Annotated in this window: 15 protein-coding genes and 1 tRNA gene; 8 read left to right on the top strand and 8 right to left on the bottom strand. The window is 44.1% G+C overall.

What is annotated here, in order from left to right; all coding sequences use genetic code 11:
• Positions 1 to 115: 115 nt before the first annotated feature.
• The 4 genes from QWZ05_RS21015 to QWZ05_RS21000 are packed head-to-tail and all read left to right on the top strand — an operon-like array spanning position 116 to position 4,949.
• Positions 116 to 871, top strand: coding sequence for an ATP-binding cassette domain-containing protein (locus QWZ05_RS21015; RefSeq protein ID WP_264875376.1), 756 nt, complete (start codon positions 116 to 118; stop codon positions 869 to 871).
• Positions 872 to 876: 5 nt separating this feature from the next.
• Entirely contained in the window at positions 877 to 1,674 is a 798-nt protein-coding gene (locus tag QWZ05_RS21010) for an ABC transporter ATP-binding protein (protein WP_290300512.1), read from the top strand.
• A gap of 36 nt (positions 1,675 to 1,710) precedes the next feature.
• A complete protein-coding gene (locus tag QWZ05_RS21005) occupies positions 1,711 to 3,207 on the top strand; it encodes an ABC transporter substrate-binding protein (RefSeq protein WP_264875378.1) in 1,497 nt (498 codons plus the stop codon).
• Between the two features lie 5 nt (positions 3,208 to 3,212).
• Entirely contained in the window at positions 3,213 to 4,949 is a 1,737-nt protein-coding gene (locus QWZ05_RS21000; RefSeq protein ID WP_290300510.1) for an ABC transporter permease subunit, read from the top strand.
• Between the two features lie 514 nt (positions 4,950 to 5,463).
• On the opposite strand, the gene QWZ05_RS20995 is transcribed toward QWZ05_RS21000, so the two are convergent.
• Positions 5,464 to 7,605: a heavy metal translocating P-type ATPase gene (locus QWZ05_RS20995; protein ID WP_290300509.1), complete on the bottom strand. Its 2,142-nt coding sequence runs from the start codon at positions 7,603 to 7,605 to the stop codon at positions 5,464 to 5,466.
• Positions 7,606 to 7,888: 283 nt separating this feature from the next.
• Here QWZ05_RS20995 and QWZ05_RS20990 point away from each other — a divergent pair, with 283 nt between their 5' ends.
• A complete protein-coding gene (locus QWZ05_RS20990; RefSeq protein WP_264875381.1) occupies positions 7,889 to 9,199 on the top strand; it encodes an MATE family efflux transporter in 1,311 nt (436 codons plus the stop codon).
• Positions 9,200 to 9,280: 81 nt separating this feature from the next.
• Here the strand turns inward: QWZ05_RS20990 and QWZ05_RS20985 are convergent, their stop codons facing one another.
• From QWZ05_RS20985 to QWZ05_RS20965, 5 genes are all read right to left on the bottom strand, one after another.
• The gene (locus QWZ05_RS20985; protein ID WP_290300505.1) at positions 9,281 to 9,871 is read right to left on the bottom strand and encodes a TetR/AcrR family transcriptional regulator; all 591 of its coding nucleotides are present in this window, start codon (positions 9,869 to 9,871) and stop codon (positions 9,281 to 9,283) included.
• Positions 9,872 to 10,076: 205 nt separating this feature from the next.
• Positions 10,077 to 11,288, bottom strand: coding sequence for a phosphoribosyltransferase family protein (locus QWZ05_RS20980; protein ID WP_290300504.1), 1,212 nt, complete (start codon positions 11,286 to 11,288; stop codon positions 10,077 to 10,079).
• 263 nt (positions 11,289 to 11,551) lie between these two features.
• Positions 11,552 to 13,120, bottom strand: coding sequence for a polysaccharide lyase 6 family protein (locus QWZ05_RS20975; protein WP_290300502.1), 1,569 nt, complete (start codon positions 13,118 to 13,120; stop codon positions 11,552 to 11,554).
• A gap of 562 nt (positions 13,121 to 13,682) precedes the next feature.
• Positions 13,683 to 14,813 (bottom strand): hypothetical protein, encoded by a 1,131-nt coding sequence (locus QWZ05_RS20970; RefSeq protein ID WP_290300500.1) that lies wholly within the window; start codon positions 14,811 to 14,813, stop codon positions 13,683 to 13,685.
• Positions 14,814 to 15,122: 309 nt separating this feature from the next.
• Positions 15,123 to 16,088, bottom strand: a complete 966-nt coding sequence (locus QWZ05_RS20965) for a hypothetical protein (protein ID WP_290300498.1) — start codon at positions 16,086 to 16,088, stop codon at positions 15,123 to 15,125.
• Positions 16,089 to 16,773: 685 nt separating this feature from the next.
• On the opposite strand from QWZ05_RS20965, the gene QWZ05_RS20960 reads away from it, so the two are divergent.
• Positions 16,774 to 17,124 carry a hypothetical protein gene (locus QWZ05_RS20960; RefSeq protein ID WP_290300496.1) on the top strand — a complete coding sequence of 117 codons (351 nt, stop codon included), beginning with the start codon at positions 16,774 to 16,776 and terminating at the stop codon, positions 17,122 to 17,124.
• Positions 17,125 to 17,193: 69 nt separating this feature from the next.
• On the top strand, positions 17,194 to 17,994 hold the full coding sequence (locus tag QWZ05_RS20955) for an SDR family NAD(P)-dependent oxidoreductase (RefSeq protein WP_264875388.1): 801 nt from the start codon (positions 17,194 to 17,196) through the stop codon (positions 17,992 to 17,994).
• Between the two features lie 683 nt (positions 17,995 to 18,677).
• Here the strand turns inward: QWZ05_RS20955 and QWZ05_RS20950 are convergent.
• A tRNA-Ser gene (locus QWZ05_RS20950) sits at positions 18,678 to 18,768 on the bottom strand.
• Between the two features lie 318 nt (positions 18,769 to 19,086).
• Between QWZ05_RS20950 and QWZ05_RS20945 the strand changes: the two genes are divergently transcribed.
• Positions 19,087 to 20,358, top strand: a complete 1,272-nt coding sequence (locus QWZ05_RS20945) for a GGDEF domain-containing protein (protein WP_290300492.1) — start codon at positions 19,087 to 19,089, stop codon at positions 20,356 to 20,358.
• A 68-nt stretch (positions 20,359 to 20,426) separates the two neighbouring features.
• Here the strand turns inward: QWZ05_RS20945 and QWZ05_RS20940 are convergent, their stop codons facing one another.
• A complete protein-coding gene (locus QWZ05_RS20940) occupies positions 20,427 to 20,771 on the bottom strand; it encodes a YajD family HNH nuclease (protein WP_290300490.1) in 345 nt (114 codons plus the stop codon).
• Between the last annotated feature and the right edge of the window lie 58 nt (positions 20,772 to 20,829).

The following is a 20,829-nucleotide window of genomic DNA, read 5'->3' as shown; positions in this document are numbered from 1 at the left end:
GACCTCAAAGGTTAATGAGAGTGGGGCAGTGAGTAAAATTCCCCCTAGAGCAATCTTTAAGTCATCGTTGAGATATGGTAAATTGTGATGTTATAACATTTCAGTATTTATCGTCATGACTTCAAGTTTACTCTCTATCCGCAACCTGTCCCTAAACAGCCCCACAAGAACGATCGTGCAATCTCTCAATGTAACGCTAGATGCGGGCGAAGTAATGGCGGTGATGGGACCTTCTGGAACCGGTAAGTCGATGCTTTCCCGCGCAATTGCGGGCTTTCTTCCTAACGAGATTCAGATGGAGGGGAGTATTCGCTTATCTGACGTTGAAGTCGGGCATTTGCCTTTGTTGCTGCGCAAACCACAACAACGACCAGGCGTGATATTTCAAGATGCGTTGCAAGCTTTGAACCCGCTGGCGAGTGTTGAGGCACAATTAGCCTTAACCTTGACTTCATCGAGAACGAAACTCAAGCGCTCAGAACAGCAGCAAGTGCTGGATCTTCTGCAGCAACTTGGGTTTGATAATCCGCAACAGACACTCAAAAAGTATCCTAGTCAACTTTCAGGTGGGCAACGCCAACGTATCTGCATCGCAATTGCTTTGCTCAATAGTACACACCTCATTATTGCTGATGAGCCAACGAGTGCGCTTGACCCAATTACTGAACAAGAGATCCTCAAATTATTTCGTCGCAATGTGAAGCAGAGAAACCTCGCGGGTGTCTTGATTACTCATGACTTAGCTTCAGCAATGCAATGCGACAAACTGTTGGTTATTTCAGACGGGCAAATGGTGGCACTAGGAACACCTGAAGAAGTTATTCAGAACGAACATGCGTTTTGTCAAACCATGAAACAGTTGATGAACTAAGCAAAATGAACACTCACTCCCATTCTACTTCCGCTCAGGTGCACTTTGACAATGTCAGTGTGCATTACCATTCACGACCAACTTGGTTAGGTGGCGAAGTATTTAAAGCGCTAAGTCAGTTAAATTTGCACATTGATGCCAAAAATCTGGCGATCGTCGGCCCGTCAGGAGCAGGTAAATCAACCTTGATTGAACTCTTGTTCGGGCTTAGAAAGCCGAGCCATGGAGAGATCTATGTTTGTGACTACTCGCTATCGACTTTGACAAATCAGCAGAGACAGAAGCTGTGTAAGCACATTCAATTAGTGCCGCAAGAGCCTCATACGAGTCTCAACCCTTACTTTACGGTGCGAGAGATATTGACTGAGCCACTCATCAATTTGGGTTTTGGTGGTAAGCATGAGTCAAAACTCGTTAAGACGATTGCTGATGTTGGTCTGCACGATGGCGTGTTAGATCTCTATCCTCGCCAGCTTTCAGTTGGTCAGGCTCAACGAGTTGCCATTGCACGTGCGCTGGTGGTCGAGCCTTGCGTGCTTGTTGCTGATGAACCAACCAGCAGCTTAGACCCAATCAATCGTCAGAATATACTTGAGCTTATCAAAACACTGCAGCGCGATCGAAACATGTTGCTGATCCTTGTTACGCACGATCTCGCTGCCGCCAATACTCTATGCGATGAAATTCTTGTTTTAGACAAGGGAGAGATGGTAGAGCATAGCCCGACTCAAGAAATGATGACAAATCCGAAGCATGAGATAAGTCATGCATTGCTCAAAGCACAAAATCTAATTACAGCCTAATACGCTGATTATTGACCGATGGAAATACTATAAATTATGAAAGCAAATACCCTTAAGCTTGCTATTTCACTCGCGCTGTCTGTTCCGCTAATGGGCTGCTTTGGCTCGGATACACCAGAACAAACAACGTCGGTTGAGAAATCTGAAATTCGTCTTGCCATGATGCAGCCGCCACGCACTGGTTTGTCACCTTTGTCTGATGATGCGTTCAAACTATCGCGTTGGAGCACAGCTGAGACGTTAGTCAATCTAAATGACGGGGGCAATGCAGAGCCAATGCTGGCGACGAGCTGGAAGCAAGTTGATGATATGACTTGGCAGTTCACAGTTCGTGAAAATGTTCAATTTCATAATGGCGACACACTGGATGCAAACTCAGTAGTGAACAGCTTAAATAAAGCGTTAGAGGCCGCACCAAAACCACGTATTTTGGACGGTATCGAATGGGAAGTTCGTAAGCTTGATGATCTAACTGTTGAGATCAAAACAACCTTTAACGATCCATTACTCCCAAGCCGCCTTTCAAGCCCTCAGCTTTCGATTCTAGCTGCTGAAGCATACCAAGAGAATGGTCGCGTTGTTCCGATTGAAGTGGGTACGGGCCCGTTTGTTTTAACCGAAATTCAAGGTGCTACGAGTGCGACGCTTCAGCGTTTCGATGCGTACTGGGGTGAAAAAGCAAAAGTAGAGACGATTATTGCGGATTACGTTCCCGATGGTTTTGCGCGCGCTGCTGCGCTGCGAACTGGCGAAGCGGATGTCGTTGAAGCTGTGCCTATTTCTCAAATTGCGATGATTGATAGTGAGTTATTACATGAAGTTTCAATGCCGCGCACCAATACGCTATACCTGAACAACCAGTCAGAAGTGTTTAGCAAACTAGAGATGCGCAAAACAGCAGCGGCGGCGGTTGATCGTAAGCAGATTGTAGAAACGGTCTATGAAAACCATGCCGATGTCGCAAACGGTCTACTGGGTCCAGCCTTGCCGTGGGCAAGCCCATTACGCTCTGAGCGTGCTCCAATTGAAGAGGGGTTAAAGGCTTCTGGTGAGAAGATCGTGATTGGCACGTTTACTGACCGTGCAGAGTTGTCGGAAGTTGCTGCGCTGCTTAAGCAACAACTTGAAGCTGTTGGTTTTGAAGTAGAACTTGATATTCGCGAATACGCACAAATTGAAAATGATGCATTGGCCGGTCGTTTCGATGCCTTCATTTTGTCACGCGCAACGGTGCTTGATTCGGGTGACCCAGTGGCTTACATGCAAAGTGACTTTGGTTGTGAAGGTTCATTCAATCTCGGTCAGTTCTGTGCACAAGATGTTGATGCTGCGCTAGATCATGCTGATTTACAAGAGCTAGGAGCGCCGCGTCAACAGGCCATTATCGAAGCTGAGAAAGCTATCTTAGATCACTATGCAGCGATTCCACTTCTACACGAGCGCGTGATTCAAGGTGAAAGCTTGCGTGTGAGCAATGCGAAACGTGACCCTGCTGAGCGTCGCCTAGTCGACCAAAAGACAGAGGTTAAATAACACTAATGCTGTCAGCTGTAACACAGCGCTCTCAGTTCAACGCTATGCTTCCGTGGATATCACGACTTATAGCGCTGCTGATTGTGGTGATTCTTGTTGGGTTAATGCCGGAAATAGCGGGCATTGACCCAAGCCAAACGATACTTCGTGCTCGTTCAGGGCAACAGCAACTTCTAACCCCAGAGGCGTTAGCTGCGGTTAGAGCAGATCTCGAACTCGATAGAAGTACATCAGAGCGACTATGGAGCTGGGCAAGCAGCGCACTTCAAGGGGATTTAGGTGCCTCTTGGATTGATAGTTCTTCTGTGATGGACGCGGTAAAAAATACCGCAATGACGTCGCTGACTCTCACGACGACAGCGCTCGCGTTAACGGTTGTGTTGTGTGGTATCAGCGTGTGCTACACGTTTTGGCGCTGGAAAACCCACCGTCTTGGTGTAGAACATAATGCCGTCAGCTCGGTTTTAGTCGCATTACCTGAATATGTGATTGCGGCAGTATTGATTCTCGTGTTTTCGGTTTGGCTCGGTGTTTTTCCGCCTTATGGCTGGAAAGGGATAGAAAACTTATGGTTGCCGGCATTTTCTTTGGCTTTACCTGCAAGCGGATTATTTAGCCGTTTGCTGAACGACAGTTTGAAGCGCGTGTTATCCGAACCTTGGGTGATCACTTGGTTAAGCGCCAATGTTCAAACTCGAAAAGTGGCTCGTTTTGCTCTTTGGCGTGCCATAAGCAATCTATTTCCTCAAATAGCAATGACGGTGATCGGTCTAACTGGCGGCGCAGTTGCAGTTGAGCAGATATTCTCGATTCCCGGAATAGGGCGACTGATCCTAGGAGCAACAAAAGCACAAGACTTGCCAATGGTGCAGGGTGGTTTGTTGGTCTTGTTGCTGTTCTCAATACTGGTCAGCAGCTTGGGTATTTTGTTGCAAAAAGTCGTTCTTGGGCACAGCCTACAGAGTGGCAAGTTGGTAAGCAGTCATTCAAGTTTCAACTTTACACGCTCCAAGCTAAAGCGTTCAGTAAGTGTGATGATTTTTGCATCGCTGGCTATCGTCGTGTGGTGGGCGTCTCAGCGAGATGCGACAACCAGTCAATTCGCCAGACTTGCGGCAGCAAGCTTTGACGCTCCGATGGGAGCAGATGGTATTGGGCGTGATCTACTCGCTCGCGTTGGGCAAGGTATGATTGCGACGATCAAAGCGGGTGCTTTTGCGACCTTGCTGAGCTTGATAGTGGGCTTGGCGATGGGCTTCTGTACTCGCTTTAGCCAGGGCTTTATTGAGATAACAAAAGGGGTGCCATACATTATTGCTGGTTTACTCGTTGCTGGTTTGACGGGAATGAATCCCAATAGTGCCCTAATCGCTATTGTTTTGGTGTCTTGGGCTCCCTTAGCGGCTCATTGCTCTAGCTTATTGGTAGAAGCAAAAGCGCAGCCTTATACACACCTAGCACCAACCTGGGGAACGCAAAAGTGGCGGATGCTACGTTACTACTTGCTACCTTATGTATTACCACCATTGCTGCGTCATGCTCTGTTGCGCTTGCCCGTCATTACTTTGAGCCTAACGTCATTGAGCTTTATCGGTTTAGGGGCTAAGCCACCGACACCAGAGTGGGGCCTGTTGATTGCGGAGAACATGCCTTATATCGAACGCTCGCCTCAAGCGGTGTTAATTCCGATCATGGGGCTAGTCTTGATTGGTGTCGCGATTAACTTGTTGTTTGATGATTAAAGTCTAACTTGAAAGCAGTGCTGGTAACAGGGCTGCTTTTTTATTGCAGCCATTTTGTTGAAGTGTAAACCTGTACTTGGTTCAAAGGCTAAGTAGCGGTTGGGGCACAATAGAGATCGATCACACCGTATTAAATGGCACGTTAGCACACCTTTGGACAATTCCGAGTTAAGATCCATAAGCCACCTCTACTTCTTGCATTACTTCTAGTATCTCAACCATGCTGCCAGCCTACATATGGCTGGCCAAAATCGCTCATCCACTACAATAAGTTGCTGGGTATCAAACGGTGCTTTAGTGAAGGCTTGAGCCTAGTGCAGTGAAAGTTGCACGCTGGGTTCTTAGGGAGACGGCACTTGGTAACAAGTGTCGTCCACCCGACAAAAGTGTTTCAGCTTATCTCCCCCTTTGATTCATATATCCCAAAGATTTGATAAAAAGATTACTGAGAACAAAAAACGCGGTTGGATTTCAATCGCGGTTTTAAATAACTTACAAAGCGTTTAGTAAAGCACTAAGACTCAATGTTCTCTTTCAGTAAACGAAGGGCATTGAGGGTCACAAGCGCCGTTGCCCCGGTATCAGCCAGAACCGCAGCCCAAAGTCCAGTTACACCGAGTAAAGTCGTTACTAGGAACAGCACCTTACTACCAATCGCTAACGCAACATTTTGGCGAATAATCTGCATTGTTTTGCGTGATAGTTTAATCAAGCCAGTGATCGATTGAAGTCGGCTGTGGGTTAGGGCGCAATCTGCTGTTTCGAGTGCTACATCCGTTCCGCTACCCATCGCGATGCCTACTGAAGCGGCTTTAAGCGCAGGTGCATCGTTAATACCATCACCGACCATAGCGACATTTCCAGAGATAGACTCTAATGCGCTAAGTTTGTGACCCGGCATCAATTCAGCCTTAAAGCTCATGTCTAATTGACTAGCTATGCTTGCTGCCGCACGCTGGTTATCGCCTGTTAGCATAACGCTCTCAATGCCAAGTGCTTTTAGTGAGCGAATAGTTTCTATCGCGTCTTGTCTCAGAGTATCTTGTAATGCAATTAGTGCTTTAGGCTGCTCGTCAACAGTCACCACGACGACAGTTTGTCCTTTAGACTCGAAGCTATGAATCTGTGCCTTAAACTCATCGGTAAGTTCTTGAATGTGGCGAGGAGCAAGGACTTGAATCGACTGATGCCCAACCACACCAGATGCACCAACGCCGGAAATAGTCATGGTGTCAGTTGCCTCTGGGAGCGCTAAATGACGATGTTGTGCCTCTTTTACGATCGCAATTGCAAGCGGGTGCGTTGATTTCATTTCAATCGATGCTGCAAGAGCAAGCAATGCATCATCACCTTGGAAATCGACAACTTCAGGTTTGCCTTGAGTCAGTGTGCCGGTTTTATCAAAGGCAATTTTGTCAACGCGTCCCAATTGTTCCAAAGCTAATCCACCCTTGATCAAAGCACCTCTACGAGTTGCATTCGCTAGCGCAGAAGTAATTGCCGCTGGAGTTGAGATAACTAAAGCACAAGGACAGGCAATTAGAAGCAAAGTGAGTGCTTTGTAGATCCATTCTTGCCAATCACCGCCAACCATCAGTGGTGGAAGAACAGCAACAAGAGAAGCGATAAACATCATCAGAGGCGTATACCAGCGGCTGAACTTGTCGATAAAACGCTCGACTGGTGCTTTCTTCTCTTCGGCTTCCTCGATTAGGCGAATGATACGATCAACCGCACTGTCACCTTGTTCAGAGGTGACTTTCAAGCGAACGGTTTTATCTACTACCAAGCTGCCAGCCATAACATTGGCATTGGATTTAAGCTCGACAGGTAGTGGCTCTCCGGTCAATGCACTTTGGTCAAAGTGGCCATGACAACTTAACAACTCGCCATCAACAGACAAGCGTTCACCCGGTAGAACTTCAATCTTGTCGCCAACTAAAATAGCGCTCACTGGTACGGTTTCAATTTCGCCGTCCTCTTTAACGTGACGAACTTGATCTGGTGTTAGCTCCACCAATTTTTGCACACCGCTGCGAGCTTTGTTGGCTGCGAAACCTTCGAGCTGCTCACCGATCATAAACAGCAGCAATACCATGGCTGCCTCAACAGTTTCGCCAAGGAAGAGGGCACCAATGACGGCCACCGACATTAAGGTTTCAATCGAAAATGGCGAGCCGTTACGCATTAAGCTGACCGATTTTTTACCAGTAGGGATCAATGCGATAAGAGTGACGCCATACAACAAAGTTTGCTTCAAATCGGGGTTGAATCTACCTGACAGCATCGCAATGGCAAAAAGTATTGCAACCGCAAGAATGTAATAGAGAGGTTTGTTACGCGAAGTGACTTTCTGGTTATCAGATTTTGAGCCATCAACGACAGTAAAACCTGTGGATTCGATGGTCTCGATAATATCATCTGGGTTTAAATCGGCGTTGGCCGAGACGATTAAACGCTCAGTTGAAAAAGCAACGCGAGCGGCAATTACTCCATTGACTTGCTCTACTGCTTTTTCGACTTTTGCTGCGCAACTCGGGCAGTCCATACCCTCCAATTGCCAGCTGAAGCGCTTCCCTACAGCTTCAAGTTTTTGTGTGTTTTCTTGTTTTGCCGAGCAACAAGTTGAATGACTACAACTGTTAGGACTACTCATTGGGTACAGCCTTAATGTGATGTTGAATAGTTATTGTAAAGCAGTGAAACGTAATGAAAAAGTGTTTTATTGTTATGGAAGTGAGAATTAAACCTTTATAAATCTATCATGTATTTTGCCTGATGGTCGGCGAGCAATGCGGCAAACAAACATGACAGCGATCAAATAGCTTGATGATGATCAAGAGTAGGATTACTATCCTCTGAATACTAATGATAATTGATATCAACTCTAGTGAGCCTTTACCCAACTCGCTAGATGCATCACACTGACATAATCGATAATGAACCTTTCTCACAAAGACTATTTAAAAATTGCTTTTCCGTTTATCGTTTCGACGGTAACTCAACCCTTACTTGGTGCCGTTGATACGGCAGTAATTGGTAAGCTCGGTGTTGCAGAGCTGATCGGTGGTGTAGCCATCGGTACTGTCATCATGAACACGCTGTATTGGCTATTTGGTTTCTTCCGTGTGAGCACAACCGGGCAAAGTGCTATTGCGCTGGGGAAAAATAACCAGCGAGATATGGCACGCAGCCTGTTTCAACCCGCAGTTCTATCAGTAGGTGTCGGCTTCGTTTTCATTCTCTTGCAGTCTGTGATTTGGCAAGGGGCGCTCGTGGTTATTGAGCCAGAACAGGTGGTTGGAAACAACGCTCAGATCTACTTTAATATCATGATCTTTGGTGCACCTTTTGTTCTGCTTAACTACACATTGATCGGTTGGTTAATGGGGCAGGCCAAAGCAAAAGAGACGCTTTACACCCAAGTATTTGGCAACGTACTCAACATCGTTTTAGACATTATTTTTGTCTTGTATCTCGACCTTGGTATTGCCGGTGTGGCATATGCGACCTTGATTGCTCAGGTTTCCACCACCATTATTGGCCTACTTTTAGTAGTTAAAACCTGTCACTTCTCACTGATGGATCATCTTGCTGAAGCGAAGATGAACAAAGCCGCACTCAAGGTAATAGTCTCGTCAAACATGGACTTGTTGCTGCGTACAATCTGTTTGCTGACGTTCTTCAACATGATGGCGCGCATGGGGTCTCAACTAGGGTCGGATGTACTTGCGGCGAACGCGATTCTGATGCAGGCAACATTTATTGTCAGCTACATGTTTGATGGTGTCGCTAATGCATCCAGCGTCTTCGCGGGTAAAGCTGTGGGTCAGAAAAGCCCAGCGTTACTTAAAAATGTGTTGAAGATGAATATGATTTGGACAACGGGCTTCATTGCCGCACTCACCGTGCTAACGCTGATCTTCAAGTCTCAAATCGTGATGATATTTACCGATCTACCTGAGCTTGTCGCTATTTATCACGATATGTCATCTTGGCTGATTATCTTCCCGTTGGCTTCGGGCTATGGTCTGACATTCTATGGCATCTTTACCGGAACAGGCACAACACGCCCTGTACGTAACTCAACAGCGATGACTTTAGTTGTGTTCCTTATCACCGCTTTTATTGCGGTACCTATAGTGGGTAATCACGGCCTTTGGCTCGCATTTACGTTGTTCTACGTCGGGCGATTTGCTTTCCTATACCCATATATCGGGCAGGTGAAGCAAAAGTGCCTTGAGGCGTAATTGAAGATAGAAAGAAGCGCGTAATATTTAGCATAAAGCCCAACGAGCGTTGGGCTTTGTTGTTTCTTCAAAGTCGACTCGCTACCGAAAAGGGCCACTCACAAAAATATCATCGATAAACTTTTCAACCAGCTTCATCTCATCTGTCGCGCGAGCAAACGTACGTAAGCCGATGATCTGAACCTGAACATAGCGCGCAAGTTCAACAGGGTCTTTATCTGCACTGATTTCCCCCTCAGCGATAGCAGCACTAAGCACATCCGTGAAGTTTTTTTCTACCGCACCTAGCAGGTTTTTTGCTATTGCTAGCAGCTCAGGGTTGTCTTCTTCAGTCAATTCAGCAACAGACTTTACTACCATACACATACCACTCGGCGCAGTGTCGCGACACTCTACGATGATTTTGTGAATGAAGTGTTTAAGGCCAGAGAGCTTTGTTGGCGCTTGTGCCAAAGTTTCACGTAATAGGGCATCACTGTTTTGCCCATAGCGCTCAATCGCCTCTTTGAACAAACCATCTTTACTGCCAAAAGTCGCGTAGATACTACCCGGGCGCATATCGAGTGCCTCTTGAAGTGCGCGTACAGACGTCCCGTGATAACCCTTAGCCCAATAAAGGTCTTTGGCTTTGTTGATGACATCATCACGATCAAACTGTGGTTTTTTACCCATGCGAATACCTAGTTACTGAGAGTATGAATAGCGAAATTATAACGAATGAATTAACGATCGTTCAAGTTAGTACTTGGGTGAGTAGAGCTTTTCCTAATATATAGTGACTCATTAGAGGCGAATGAAAATAACCCTTAAAATCAGATGCTAAAAATAACAAAGCCTGCGTTCAAGCAGGCTTTGTACAAGCGAAATAAAGTGCTGATTACTGCAACTCAGAGAGTTGGTCAGAGAACCAAATCTTGCGCTGGAAGCGAGGGTTCTTTGAAGACATGTCGATCTTGTATGGGTTTTCCTCGACTGAACGTTGAGGAATATCAAGAATTTTACAAAGCTCTTGAGCCAAGAATTTCTCGATTTTTAGTACCACCATCTTCTTACGTAGACGACCTTGCTCATCACGGTTAAGGATGGTTGGCATCGTGTTCAGCGTCAGAATTTCGCCCAGCGCAGGGTTTGACATACGCTCACGACCTTCAGAGCTTGCGTAGAAGTGCGACACAGTAAATACCATATTCGCTGGCCTCAACTTCTGTAAAAACTGACAAGATTTAACGACGGTAGAGCCGGTACGCACCATGTCGTCAAACAAAACGATACTTGGGTTATCTAGCCCTTCAAACGTATCTTCGCTCTCTTTATGAAGCGTGATTTCAACTTTGCGCTCAGCGGTACGTTCTTTGTCTAACATGATGAACTTGGCTTTGGTTAAGCCCAGTGTGTTATACATCTCTTTGACAAAATCGCGCGCGCCTTTGTCTGGAGCACACAACACTAGACCTTCGCCTTCCTCACCGTAGCTCAAGATATTTGAGTTCAATAGATAGTGCGCATAAATCTCGTAAGGAATAAGGTTGTAGAAACGACCTTCAAATACATCGCTAAACATCTTCTGTACAGAGATAGAGTGGTTGTGAACGGTAATCACATCATCCACGCCTGACAGTTTAAGCATCTGAGCGTAGAGCTTAGCGGTGAAAGGCTGGCCATCGAACTTCTTAATATCGGAGACAGAGCGGTCAGTATCCACATCACCAAGTTCTGGGCGAGGGCCACGGTCTTGAGCAGAGAAAAACAGGTCAGGTTCGACTAAAACCACACGGCTTGCACCATTCTCTTTCGCTGCGCGAGCAATGATGAAGTTGTGCATGGCCAACTCTTGTCGACTAGTAACGAGATTACCAGTACTGACGATAACGACCGTTTTGCCTTCTAAGCTGTTACCGATATTGTCCATATCCTCTTCATCAGAGATAAAGCGGGGACAAAATTCGGTGTTCATGAAGTGCTTCATGCTGATGACATCAGAAATATCTTCGTGTTGTCCCATAGCGTAAGCGACATCAATGGCAAAAGGGTTATCAGAAGAGTTGCTGACGATCACGACTTCGTTAGACAGTACGTTTTGGCTGCTCATGGCATTCCTTATCCGTAGGATGGGGGAGTGGGTTGCGCGTATTCTAGCTATAAAATGCGCAGAACGGCAGTGGAAATAGTCAGTTTTTACTAAAAGAATTGATTCGGAGTTACTTCGGGATGATTGGTTGAGCAAACGTTTGCGTATGAGCGGGCGTCTAGTTGTGCGATTAACTGATTATAAGGAAAGGTAGCAGGGGACAAGAATTAGGTTCGTTCAGCGAATAGGTTGCTGAACGAACCAGAGATGATAGATGAAATCGATTAGTTGATAACGATAGATGAGCCAACCATCTCTTCATTCAGTACGGTTAGGTTAGATGCACCTACTGTACCAACCGCTTTCAATAGACCTTGCTCGTCACGCTCCATTGCTGGTGTATCTGTAGAAACACCTTTAGGCAACTGGTCTAAGCCTTCGATTTGACCATAGAAGATATTGTTCACAAACTTAGAGCCAACCATTTGGAATTTTTCACCCTCAAACTGTCGGAAGGCATTCGTACCATCTTCAGTCGCGATAGATAGGTTGTTTTCAAATAACGTATCAACAGCAGGGAAGATTGTTTCAACACGTTCATCGTTGGTTAAACTTACACGGTGAATTGCATTACTCGCAAAGATACCTTGTGTGTTGTTCACTAGCGTGTTGTTCTTAACCACAACATCTTTTGGTGTCCACTGTTTTTGCAGTGTTTTGCCGTCCGTTGAATCTTTACTTAGCACTTCGCCATTTGCTACATCGATGATGCCAGTGTTCAGCACAAGAGCGCCACGGTAAGTACCTTTACCTAATGTGCCTTCGATATAGTTGTTTTCAATTACGTGGTTCTCATCATAGATACGGATACCGCCTGAGTTAGCCGTGTTACCCGGTAAAATCACGTTGTTTGTCACAACATTGTTATGGCCATGACGTAAAGAAATCATCGAAGTACTGTTTTTGATTGTGTTGCCATCAAAAGTAATACCGCTTGCTTTCACTGAGATAAGCTCGATCTCACCAGAGCCGTTTTTACCGACATAACCACTGATATTGTCGAAGTAGTTATTGCGGATAATACTTTGTGACTCAAATAGTGAGTTGTGGCTGTCACCCACGCGGATCGCTTGTCTGTCGTTGCGGTTGGTTCTCACCATTTTCGGGTTAGAGTTTTCGATCAGCTCCATATCTAAAGCCGTCAGGTCTTTAAAGATGTTACCTTCGATCAGAGTTTTCTCTAACTTGTCTGATGTTGCCACAACAAGCATCGCGCCGCGCTTGTACTTACCTTCAAAAGTATTGTTGGTAATCTTGTTGTTTTCGCCGCCAACCGTGATCCAACGGATGTTAGGGTACTTTCCTTTCTCATCCGCTACGTATTCGTAATCGTTGAACTTGTAGATAACAGAGTTGTTTAAGGTGTTGTTTTTGCCAAAGATACCAAACACGCCCATGATGTTTGCATCATGACTTTCAGTGCTTAGTGTTGCGCCGCCATCAGTGAAGACTAAGCTTTCAATTAGGTTGTTATCACCCTTAATCAAGAACTGAGTTGAGCCATTAAAAATGGCAGTTCCTGGCTCTTGAGCGACAATCTTGACGTTGTTCGCTGATAAAGTCACACGACCTAAATCGGCATAGCGACCTGGTTTGATGCTAATAACATCGCCATCTTGCGCGTTGTTGATGCTCTCGCGTAGCTCCAGCACCTCTTGTGCAGAAACCACAGCAACACCTTGATCAACCATAACTGCTGTAGGTTGGGTAACTTGTTCTGTGCTTGCGTGGCTAGTTGTCGCGCCAGCGAATAGTAATGAACCTAAAATGAATGCAATTGGTGACTTTTTCATAAGTATCTCTTTCGTAGGGTATTTGAGTATGAGGGAAGGTTAGCAATACAAAAGAGGGCGAGAAAACCGATTCGCCTCTGGAATGTGGTCTGAATCGCGTTGGCTTTGTTAAACTGTGGATAAGTTCAAATAATTAAATAATACAAATAAAACGTTGGTGTTTGAGGGTTGTAAAGGGGCTTAGTTCGGGTTAGTACTTCTCTTTAAGTATGGCTTTCTGTTTTTAAGCTCTTGATTGTAATTAGTTTAATTTCAATTCTTGTTGGCGTCTTAGTAGGTTCGTTAAACTAGAGGTTTATGAGCTGAGCTGCAAAATTGGCAGCGCATAAGTAATATTAGTGTACTTGTGCATCACAAAGTTTTTTGCCGCTTTATTTACAGAGCTATGGAGTATGAATGGGTTGGTGATTTTTCTGCTAGCAGTGTTCCCGCTGGCGTGTTTCTGGACAATTCCGAGTTACAGCAATTGCTAAATTAGCAAATTACGGATTACTTGTGGTATAGAAAAACCTCTAATGTTGTGGCCTATTTCACTTTTCCATTACACAGTGCAGTTCAAAGCTTAACGCCGCCCAAACAGTCGATGAGAGACATCATAAGTATTACGTGCTCGAAGATATTTGGTTTTGGACAACATAGGGTTTTGCCAAATGGGTTCATAAGTTTCGTATTCTGGTTGTTGCATTTCTACGCTAGCCGAAGATGAAGAATGTTTATATAAATAACCAACAAACTCTCCAAAAAAGTTCACCACCCCAATTTTGGAATCGTCGATATAGTTAAGTTTTGCAACAAAATCATAGTTTTTATCTACGATTAGGTCTCCACTAATCCATCCCAATTGTTGACCGTTAGTATTTACAAAATTAGTAGTTTTTCTCGCGATAGCATAAGCAATGTCTAGTCTTTTTATAGCTCCGAGAGGGAAGTTGCGTGTTTTTGGTATAGCGCCAAATACTAGTCCAGTTCCGCAGTTACTAACGTTCATCTTACTTAAAGACATAGTAGACTCGCCGGAAGTCAAACACATCGATTTATTTGGTAATACCTGAAAACCCGTACCCAAATAGTGCATATCCAAACGGTCTATACTGACAGGTTGACCTGCTTCCACGTTTAAGACTAAAGATATTTTGCCTGGTTTAGGTCTGAATTCAATCGAAGTACCTTCTGATTTTATGTCGCAATCTCCAACAACCGCAGTAAACTGGTTCCGATTTATGAAAGCTTGTGGCTTACCTTTAGAGTCATAAAATATTGCATTAACCAATATTGGTTCGTCAGGTTCAACTGGTTTTTCAAACCATAGTACAGGCTTACCATGAAGCTCTAGGACAACTTGAGTAGAGTCTACAAAGCTATCGCCTATGCGTATTTGCTGTTCAATAGTAGGTTCAATAAATTCTTTAACATAACCATGCTCAATGGCAAAAGGGTTATTTTTTGCTTTCCAAACATTTCGCTTAGATTTTCTTCGTCCTGTTACATGATGATGGCAACCACCGCAGAGCAAGGTCATGCATTCTGGGTCATGCTTAGTCGCATTGTGAAATTCTGGCTCTATATGCTCGTAATCACAAAACATTGAACCACATATGACACAACCATATCCGGAGTTTTTTCGGATAACTTGCCTAATATCTTGAGGTATATAACGTTTTAACCCGTGACGATTTGGTTCGGTGCTCGCCATTAATATCTCCACATAAGTAACTGTACACATATAGTCTACCATATTACCTTCTAGAGTTAATGAGCACTATTTGTTGTCTAGGACAAACATGTTGTTTAGGTATTCAAGGGTAACCGTACAGTGATAGTTGGTCGAATTTACCCCGTGATGTAAAAGAGGGATTCACGACGAACACCATGAGAATAGTGGATAACTTTTAGTAGGGAAAAGCTCATGAACAGGATGTGAATTAGTAAAAGCTCTATCCAACAATAGGGCACTTCTGGGTTATGAAGTGCCTTTTCATGGTTGGTTGCATTTGATTCTATATTATCGAATTACAGAGAACTCATCCGGTTGGAATTTACTCGCCAACTTTTTGTTAAAGTAGTGCACTTTCCCAGTGTTCAAGTCCTTTAGGTAAGGAAGAATAGAAAGTCGATCTGTACGAAATAACTCTACCCACTGTTCTTCAGTATAATTGTAGCGTTTCGTATAGAACTCAGGGGTCTCACCCCATGGACTCATATATAAGAATGTGGGATTGCCCGAAGTGAATGATAAATTCTCAATAGGGAACCCAATTTCCAAGTTTGCTCTTACCACCAAGAACTCTTCGCTTGGCGTATATGGGACGTTTTTAGCCCCTGTTCGATGCATATCGATATGATTGGTCATGTACGTATAGCATGAGCCATAGTCAAATTTACTGTCTGCGAAAGTAGAGTTTACGCAATAGTCACTATTTGTATTGAAGATATAATTATGCAGACCATCTTCTGATGTAAATACACCCCCTGAATCCCCTAGTGCAGCAAGGACTTCTTCTTTTACATTTATACGTGCGCTTTCATAAGCTTCGACAACTTCCTCGTCCGACATACCATTAATTGGCACCAAATGAAGTACCTGAGTTCTAGTAAAGGATTCTTGCATATCAATTCGAGACAAACTATTGGACACAGAAAAGGTACCCAATTGCAGGATATTCATACCACCCGCTAAAGCTAGTACCGCGCCACCACCTAGCAACCCATCACTGAAAGCATGAGGATTGTAGTCACTAGCATAACGATCTAGGTTATTGGCGTTAATCGGTTTGATGCTGCTATCGCCCAAGAAGGTCATTAGCTTCAACTCATCACTTACATACCTACTATCCAAGTGCGAGTACGCCGAAGAGTCTTCACTTCTTCGGTCTTTGATACGTTCTACATTGTTAACGTAATTTGCACTGCTCGCACACCCAGCAAGCAGCACAATAGAAACAGGTACGGATAGTAACTTACTACTCATTGTTCAATCCTTGAATAATACTCATTAATTGTTATTTTTCTAGCCATGGTCATAAGTTGCATTAGTGAGGCTGACAGTATGAACCGAGTAGATTATATTTCTATCGACTGATTAAGTGTAAGTTTTTAAATGTAAGAAATTAATGCCATATTCAGTAAGTTATGCATAAATTACTGTGCAGGTTTAAGTCTAAACCAAACGCCAGGTGCTCAATTCCCAGCGAGGTTCGGGATATGATCGAGCTCAGGAGAGTTATTCAGCTAAATCGTTGTCTGCATTTTATTAATGGTAACCGTCCCATATTGAAGCAGCCTTGGTTGTGAGGAAAATTAGGGGAAACAACTCCAACTTGGCTTTAGAGCTATAGTATTGCTAACAAGGTTTGGGGCAGTTCTGCGTTACGTTGAGCTACCCCTACCAGTGATCTACCCCGCCAGCACGAAGCTGGACAAAAATGTTTCACAAATTTTACCGGCGCTGACTGCTCCTAAATTGTATAGGCAGTAGTACTGTTGATATTCCACATCTAGCTGTATAAGAATGAAGTCAATGCTTCATATTTGAATGATTCAAGTTCATTAATGTCTATTTTTGAACTCTATCCGCTGACTTACAATGCTTAGCGTTGATGAGGGCTGAGGTTATCCCAGCACTTAAAGGTTAAATTCAGTTAAAGGTCTGTACTATGAAAGCGACTACTATTGCTCTTATTGCTTCAATCATCTCATTTTCTTCAATGGCTAGTGCTCAAAATTACAATGAGCAGGTGAGTGCCAACCTATCGATTGAAAATGCAAAGTCAAATATTCAACGGTTCAAATCAAAAGAGTTGTTAGAGCAAACATTGTCTTATTCTCAGCCAAGTCGTTCCGATTCATTTACCTATGACGAAGATGAACAGCGCACCAGTGAACGTTTTGCCTATTTAGACCCAAGTGAAAAAACAGGAGGTGGCTTTACCTATGACGAAGATGAACAGCGCACCAGCGAGCGTTATCAATCATCAGTAGAGCCTATCTTCAAACAGTATGTTTGAACGAGAAAAGCATAATCATTCAGCGAACTAACTATCTATTTAACTGGCGATCCAGTGGGAGTATGAAAAATGTCTTTTAATTTTAAACAAAAATACGGCGGTTGGGCATTAGTGACTGGTGCAACTTCTGGTATTGGTGAGCAACTTGCAAAACAGCTCGCGGCTGACGGAATGAACCTCGTATTGGTCGCTCGTCGTGAAAAAGAGTTAAAGGAACATGCTCAATCTCTGGCTTTTCAGTACTCAATTGAAACGGACGTTATCGTCGCTGACCTAGCGACTCAGCAAGGCGTAGATAAAGTAAAAACCAATGAACGCGACATCGGGTTGATTGCGCTATCTGCAGGGCTGGAAACTAATGGTGCTTTCGAAAAACTTAACCTAGATAGTGAGCGACGAATGTTAGAGGTAAACGTGTCTTCTACTTTGGAATTGAGCCATCACTTCAGCAAAACAATGGTCAAGCGCGGAAAAGGGGCGATCTTGTTGGTTGCGAGTATGTTTGGTCAAATGGCATCCCCTTACTTCTCTACTTATGCAGGCTCTAAAGCCTTTGTCATTGGCTTTGGACAATCACTTTACGGGGAGTTAAAACCAAAAGGTGTTGATGTCAGTATCTTATCGCCTGGACTCACGAAAACGCCGATGGCAGCGAATACAGGAGTGAATTGGAGCAAAGTACCAATGGCTGCAAAAACACCTGAAATAGTTGCAAAAGTCGCTCTACAAGGTATTGGTAAACGTGTCGTCACCATTCCCGGTGTACGTAACAACATCATGGTGACAATGGCTGATTTTACGCCGCGTAAACTCATGGCCTCGGTGATGACTCGTATGCTAGACAATGCGGTTGATCCAAAGCGTCTCTAGAGTTACTTACTTTAACGAGTACGAAGCTTTATACACAAGCTTAGTCTGTTTCACTTAATGGCAACGCAAGCAGCAACCTAATAAATAGATCCTTAGGTTGCTGTTTAATTATTAAACTGCTGGTACGGAGCGCTCATATGGTGTGTGACCATGTCTCGTAAGTCCCGAGCAATGGCGCTAATCAAAGCATAGATTGTCATTTTAGTTAAATTAAATGCCATGCTATTCCTAGCCAGTTTCTATTTAATTTCTAGGCATTATGCTCAACGCGAAACCAACTCAGCGACATAGTTTTTGGGTTAGCGTGGTAGTTGGTTCATTTCGTAACTTATCATTATCAGAAGAGCAAAACGTCGTCAGATTGCGACGTTTTCTTGTCCATTGGCTTGGTTAACATGACCGCAAAAAAGAGTAATAGCTAGATTAATGCTCTAACTTGAAAAGGGGCAGTTCTGAGTTCTAAACTGTCCCGCTGAAGATGCCAATTATAAACAGCGAACTAAACACCTCGAAAGGAAATAGCATTTCTTGGCTAGGAAATAACTCATGCTCAACAAGCAGCAGTGGCAGTATAAATAAGTCAGGTGTTGTTACTGACACAACATAGCCTTTATGCACAAGAGCATTGCCTATACAGCAGATACAAAAAAACCGCTGTAAAAGCAGCGGTTTTTTCTAGAATGTGGCGGAGAGATAGGGATTTGAACCCTAGATACGCTATTAACGTATGCCGGTTTTCAAGACCGGTGCTTTCAACCACTCAGCCATCTCTCCGTTGTTGAGGCGAATATTAAAGGGGTTAGAGAATGTTGTAAACCCCTACAAAGCATGTTTGTTTTTTTGCGCGTTTGGTTGGCTTTTGAGCAAGTGACGTGAGTTTTCGACACTTGTGATAGTTCTTATCTAGGTATTTGCTGGTGTTGAGTCGCGATAATGATTGGTTTTTCAAGGTAGTGAAAATTATATTCTTTTTTCAGAAAATCTTCGTAACGTGACCTAACTTAAATTTGTCATGCTTAAGTTGTACTATTTTTGTCCTCCTATTCAATTTATGGCACATTGTGCCGGTTGTTGTTGCTTGGCTAGTATTCTGTGATTCTAAAAAATTTTAATAAAAGAAGTTTGTTCACGCTGGTGCTGTTGTTTTCAACGTTTGTGGTTTATGGCTTAAATCAAACCTATCAGCGCGAGATTGACCTGCTTGATTACCCGTTTCGTGTTACGACCGACAATGCATTTAATGGTGGGACTTCTGTTGGTTACGCCGAGGCTGCCTCTGGAGAGGGGCTAGTCTTAGAGTGCATGTTAACCGATGTATACCAGTGGCGTTTTTGTGAGTTGCAATTTGAATTGTATGATCAACAAGGCCAAGGGATAAACCTTGAGCAATATAATCATCTGTTGGTTGACGCATCCCTTGTTGTCGATGGTGAAGATCAAGGTCATCGCCCGATCCGACTCTATTTCAAACAGCGCGCCTTTCAGTATTCTGATGGGGTAAAACCCTCCAGCATAGAGTTCCCACCTGCGAAATACCAACAGGGTGTGCCAATTCCCTTGAGTTTTTTGAAAGTGCCTGATTGGTGGCGCTTAGAACACGCAGCCGGATTGTTTGAGAGCCAAGCTGAGGTAAGTGAAATCGTTGAAGTCAGTTTAAGTACACCTGCCCAAACTGAACCAGGGACTTATCGTATCTTGTTAAAAGGAATGAGTGTTTCTGGCCCTTGGATTCCCCACGAAACCTTAGTCAATATTCTTCTCATTGTTTGGTTAACTCACAGTATTTCTAACCTGTTTTATTCATTTAGGGAGACGAGGCGCGAGAACTTGTTACTCAGTTGGGAATATAAACAGCTACAAAATGAAAACTCACACCTTGTTAATTTGGCACACAAAGACAAATTGACTGGCGCGCTTAATCGACATGGTGCCCACAAAGTCATTTTTGAGCAAACCCCTGTGAAGTCGGTGATCAGCATTATTTATCTTGATATTGACCACTTTAAGTCGATCAATGATACCCACAGTCATCAAGCGGGTGACGCTATCCTCATTATGCTCGCAAACCTTATTGAATCATCGATTGGAGAAGATCATTTCTTAGTGCGTTGGGGTGGGGAGGAGTTTGTAATTCTGTGTCACGACATTAGTGCGCATGCGGCTGCTAAGATTGCAGTTCGACTTCAAGAACGATTTGCACAAGTTGAGTGGCCTTATGTGAAAGATCTTACGTGTTCGTTTGGTGTTGCAACTTGTAAAAACATAGATACGTTTAACCAAGCAATAGAGCGAGCAGATAAAGCGCTTTATCAGGCCAAGGCACTCGGCCGAGATAGAATAGAGATTGCCCCAGAAGACGCATAAATCTAGATAGATTTTCTCCCAACAAAAAGGCCACGTCATATTAACGTGGCCTTCGTTCTTTTTAGTCGTTACTTTTTCATCATCTTGGCAAGGTCTGCAAACGGGTTGTGCGTGGCGACTTCATGGTCATCTAGTCGTGCCGTTGCTTCAACACCATACCGTTCGTGATCGGTGTATTTTGAGTGCTCATGGTCGTGGCAATACAGACACAGAAGCTCCCAGTTGCTACCGTCTTCTGGGTTGTTTGTGTGGTCGTGGTCGACGTGGTGTACGGTGAGTTCACGCAGGTTTGAATAAACAAACTCACGCGCACATTTACCGCACACCCAAGGGAACAGCTTTAGCGCTTTTTCTCGGTAGCCTTGTTCTTGTCGCGCATAGGCCGCGCTCGAGCCGTTGTAATCAGAAGACATAATTCAATCTTATTGCTATTGAGACTAACGGCAACATATCACAAGGTAGAAGGGCATG

Source organism: Vibrio agarivorans (genome assembly GCF_030409635.1).
Taxonomy (GTDB): domain Bacteria; phylum Pseudomonadota; class Gammaproteobacteria; order Enterobacterales; family Vibrionaceae; genus Vibrio; species Vibrio agarivorans.
This window is presented reverse-complemented; position numbering and strand designations above follow the sequence as displayed.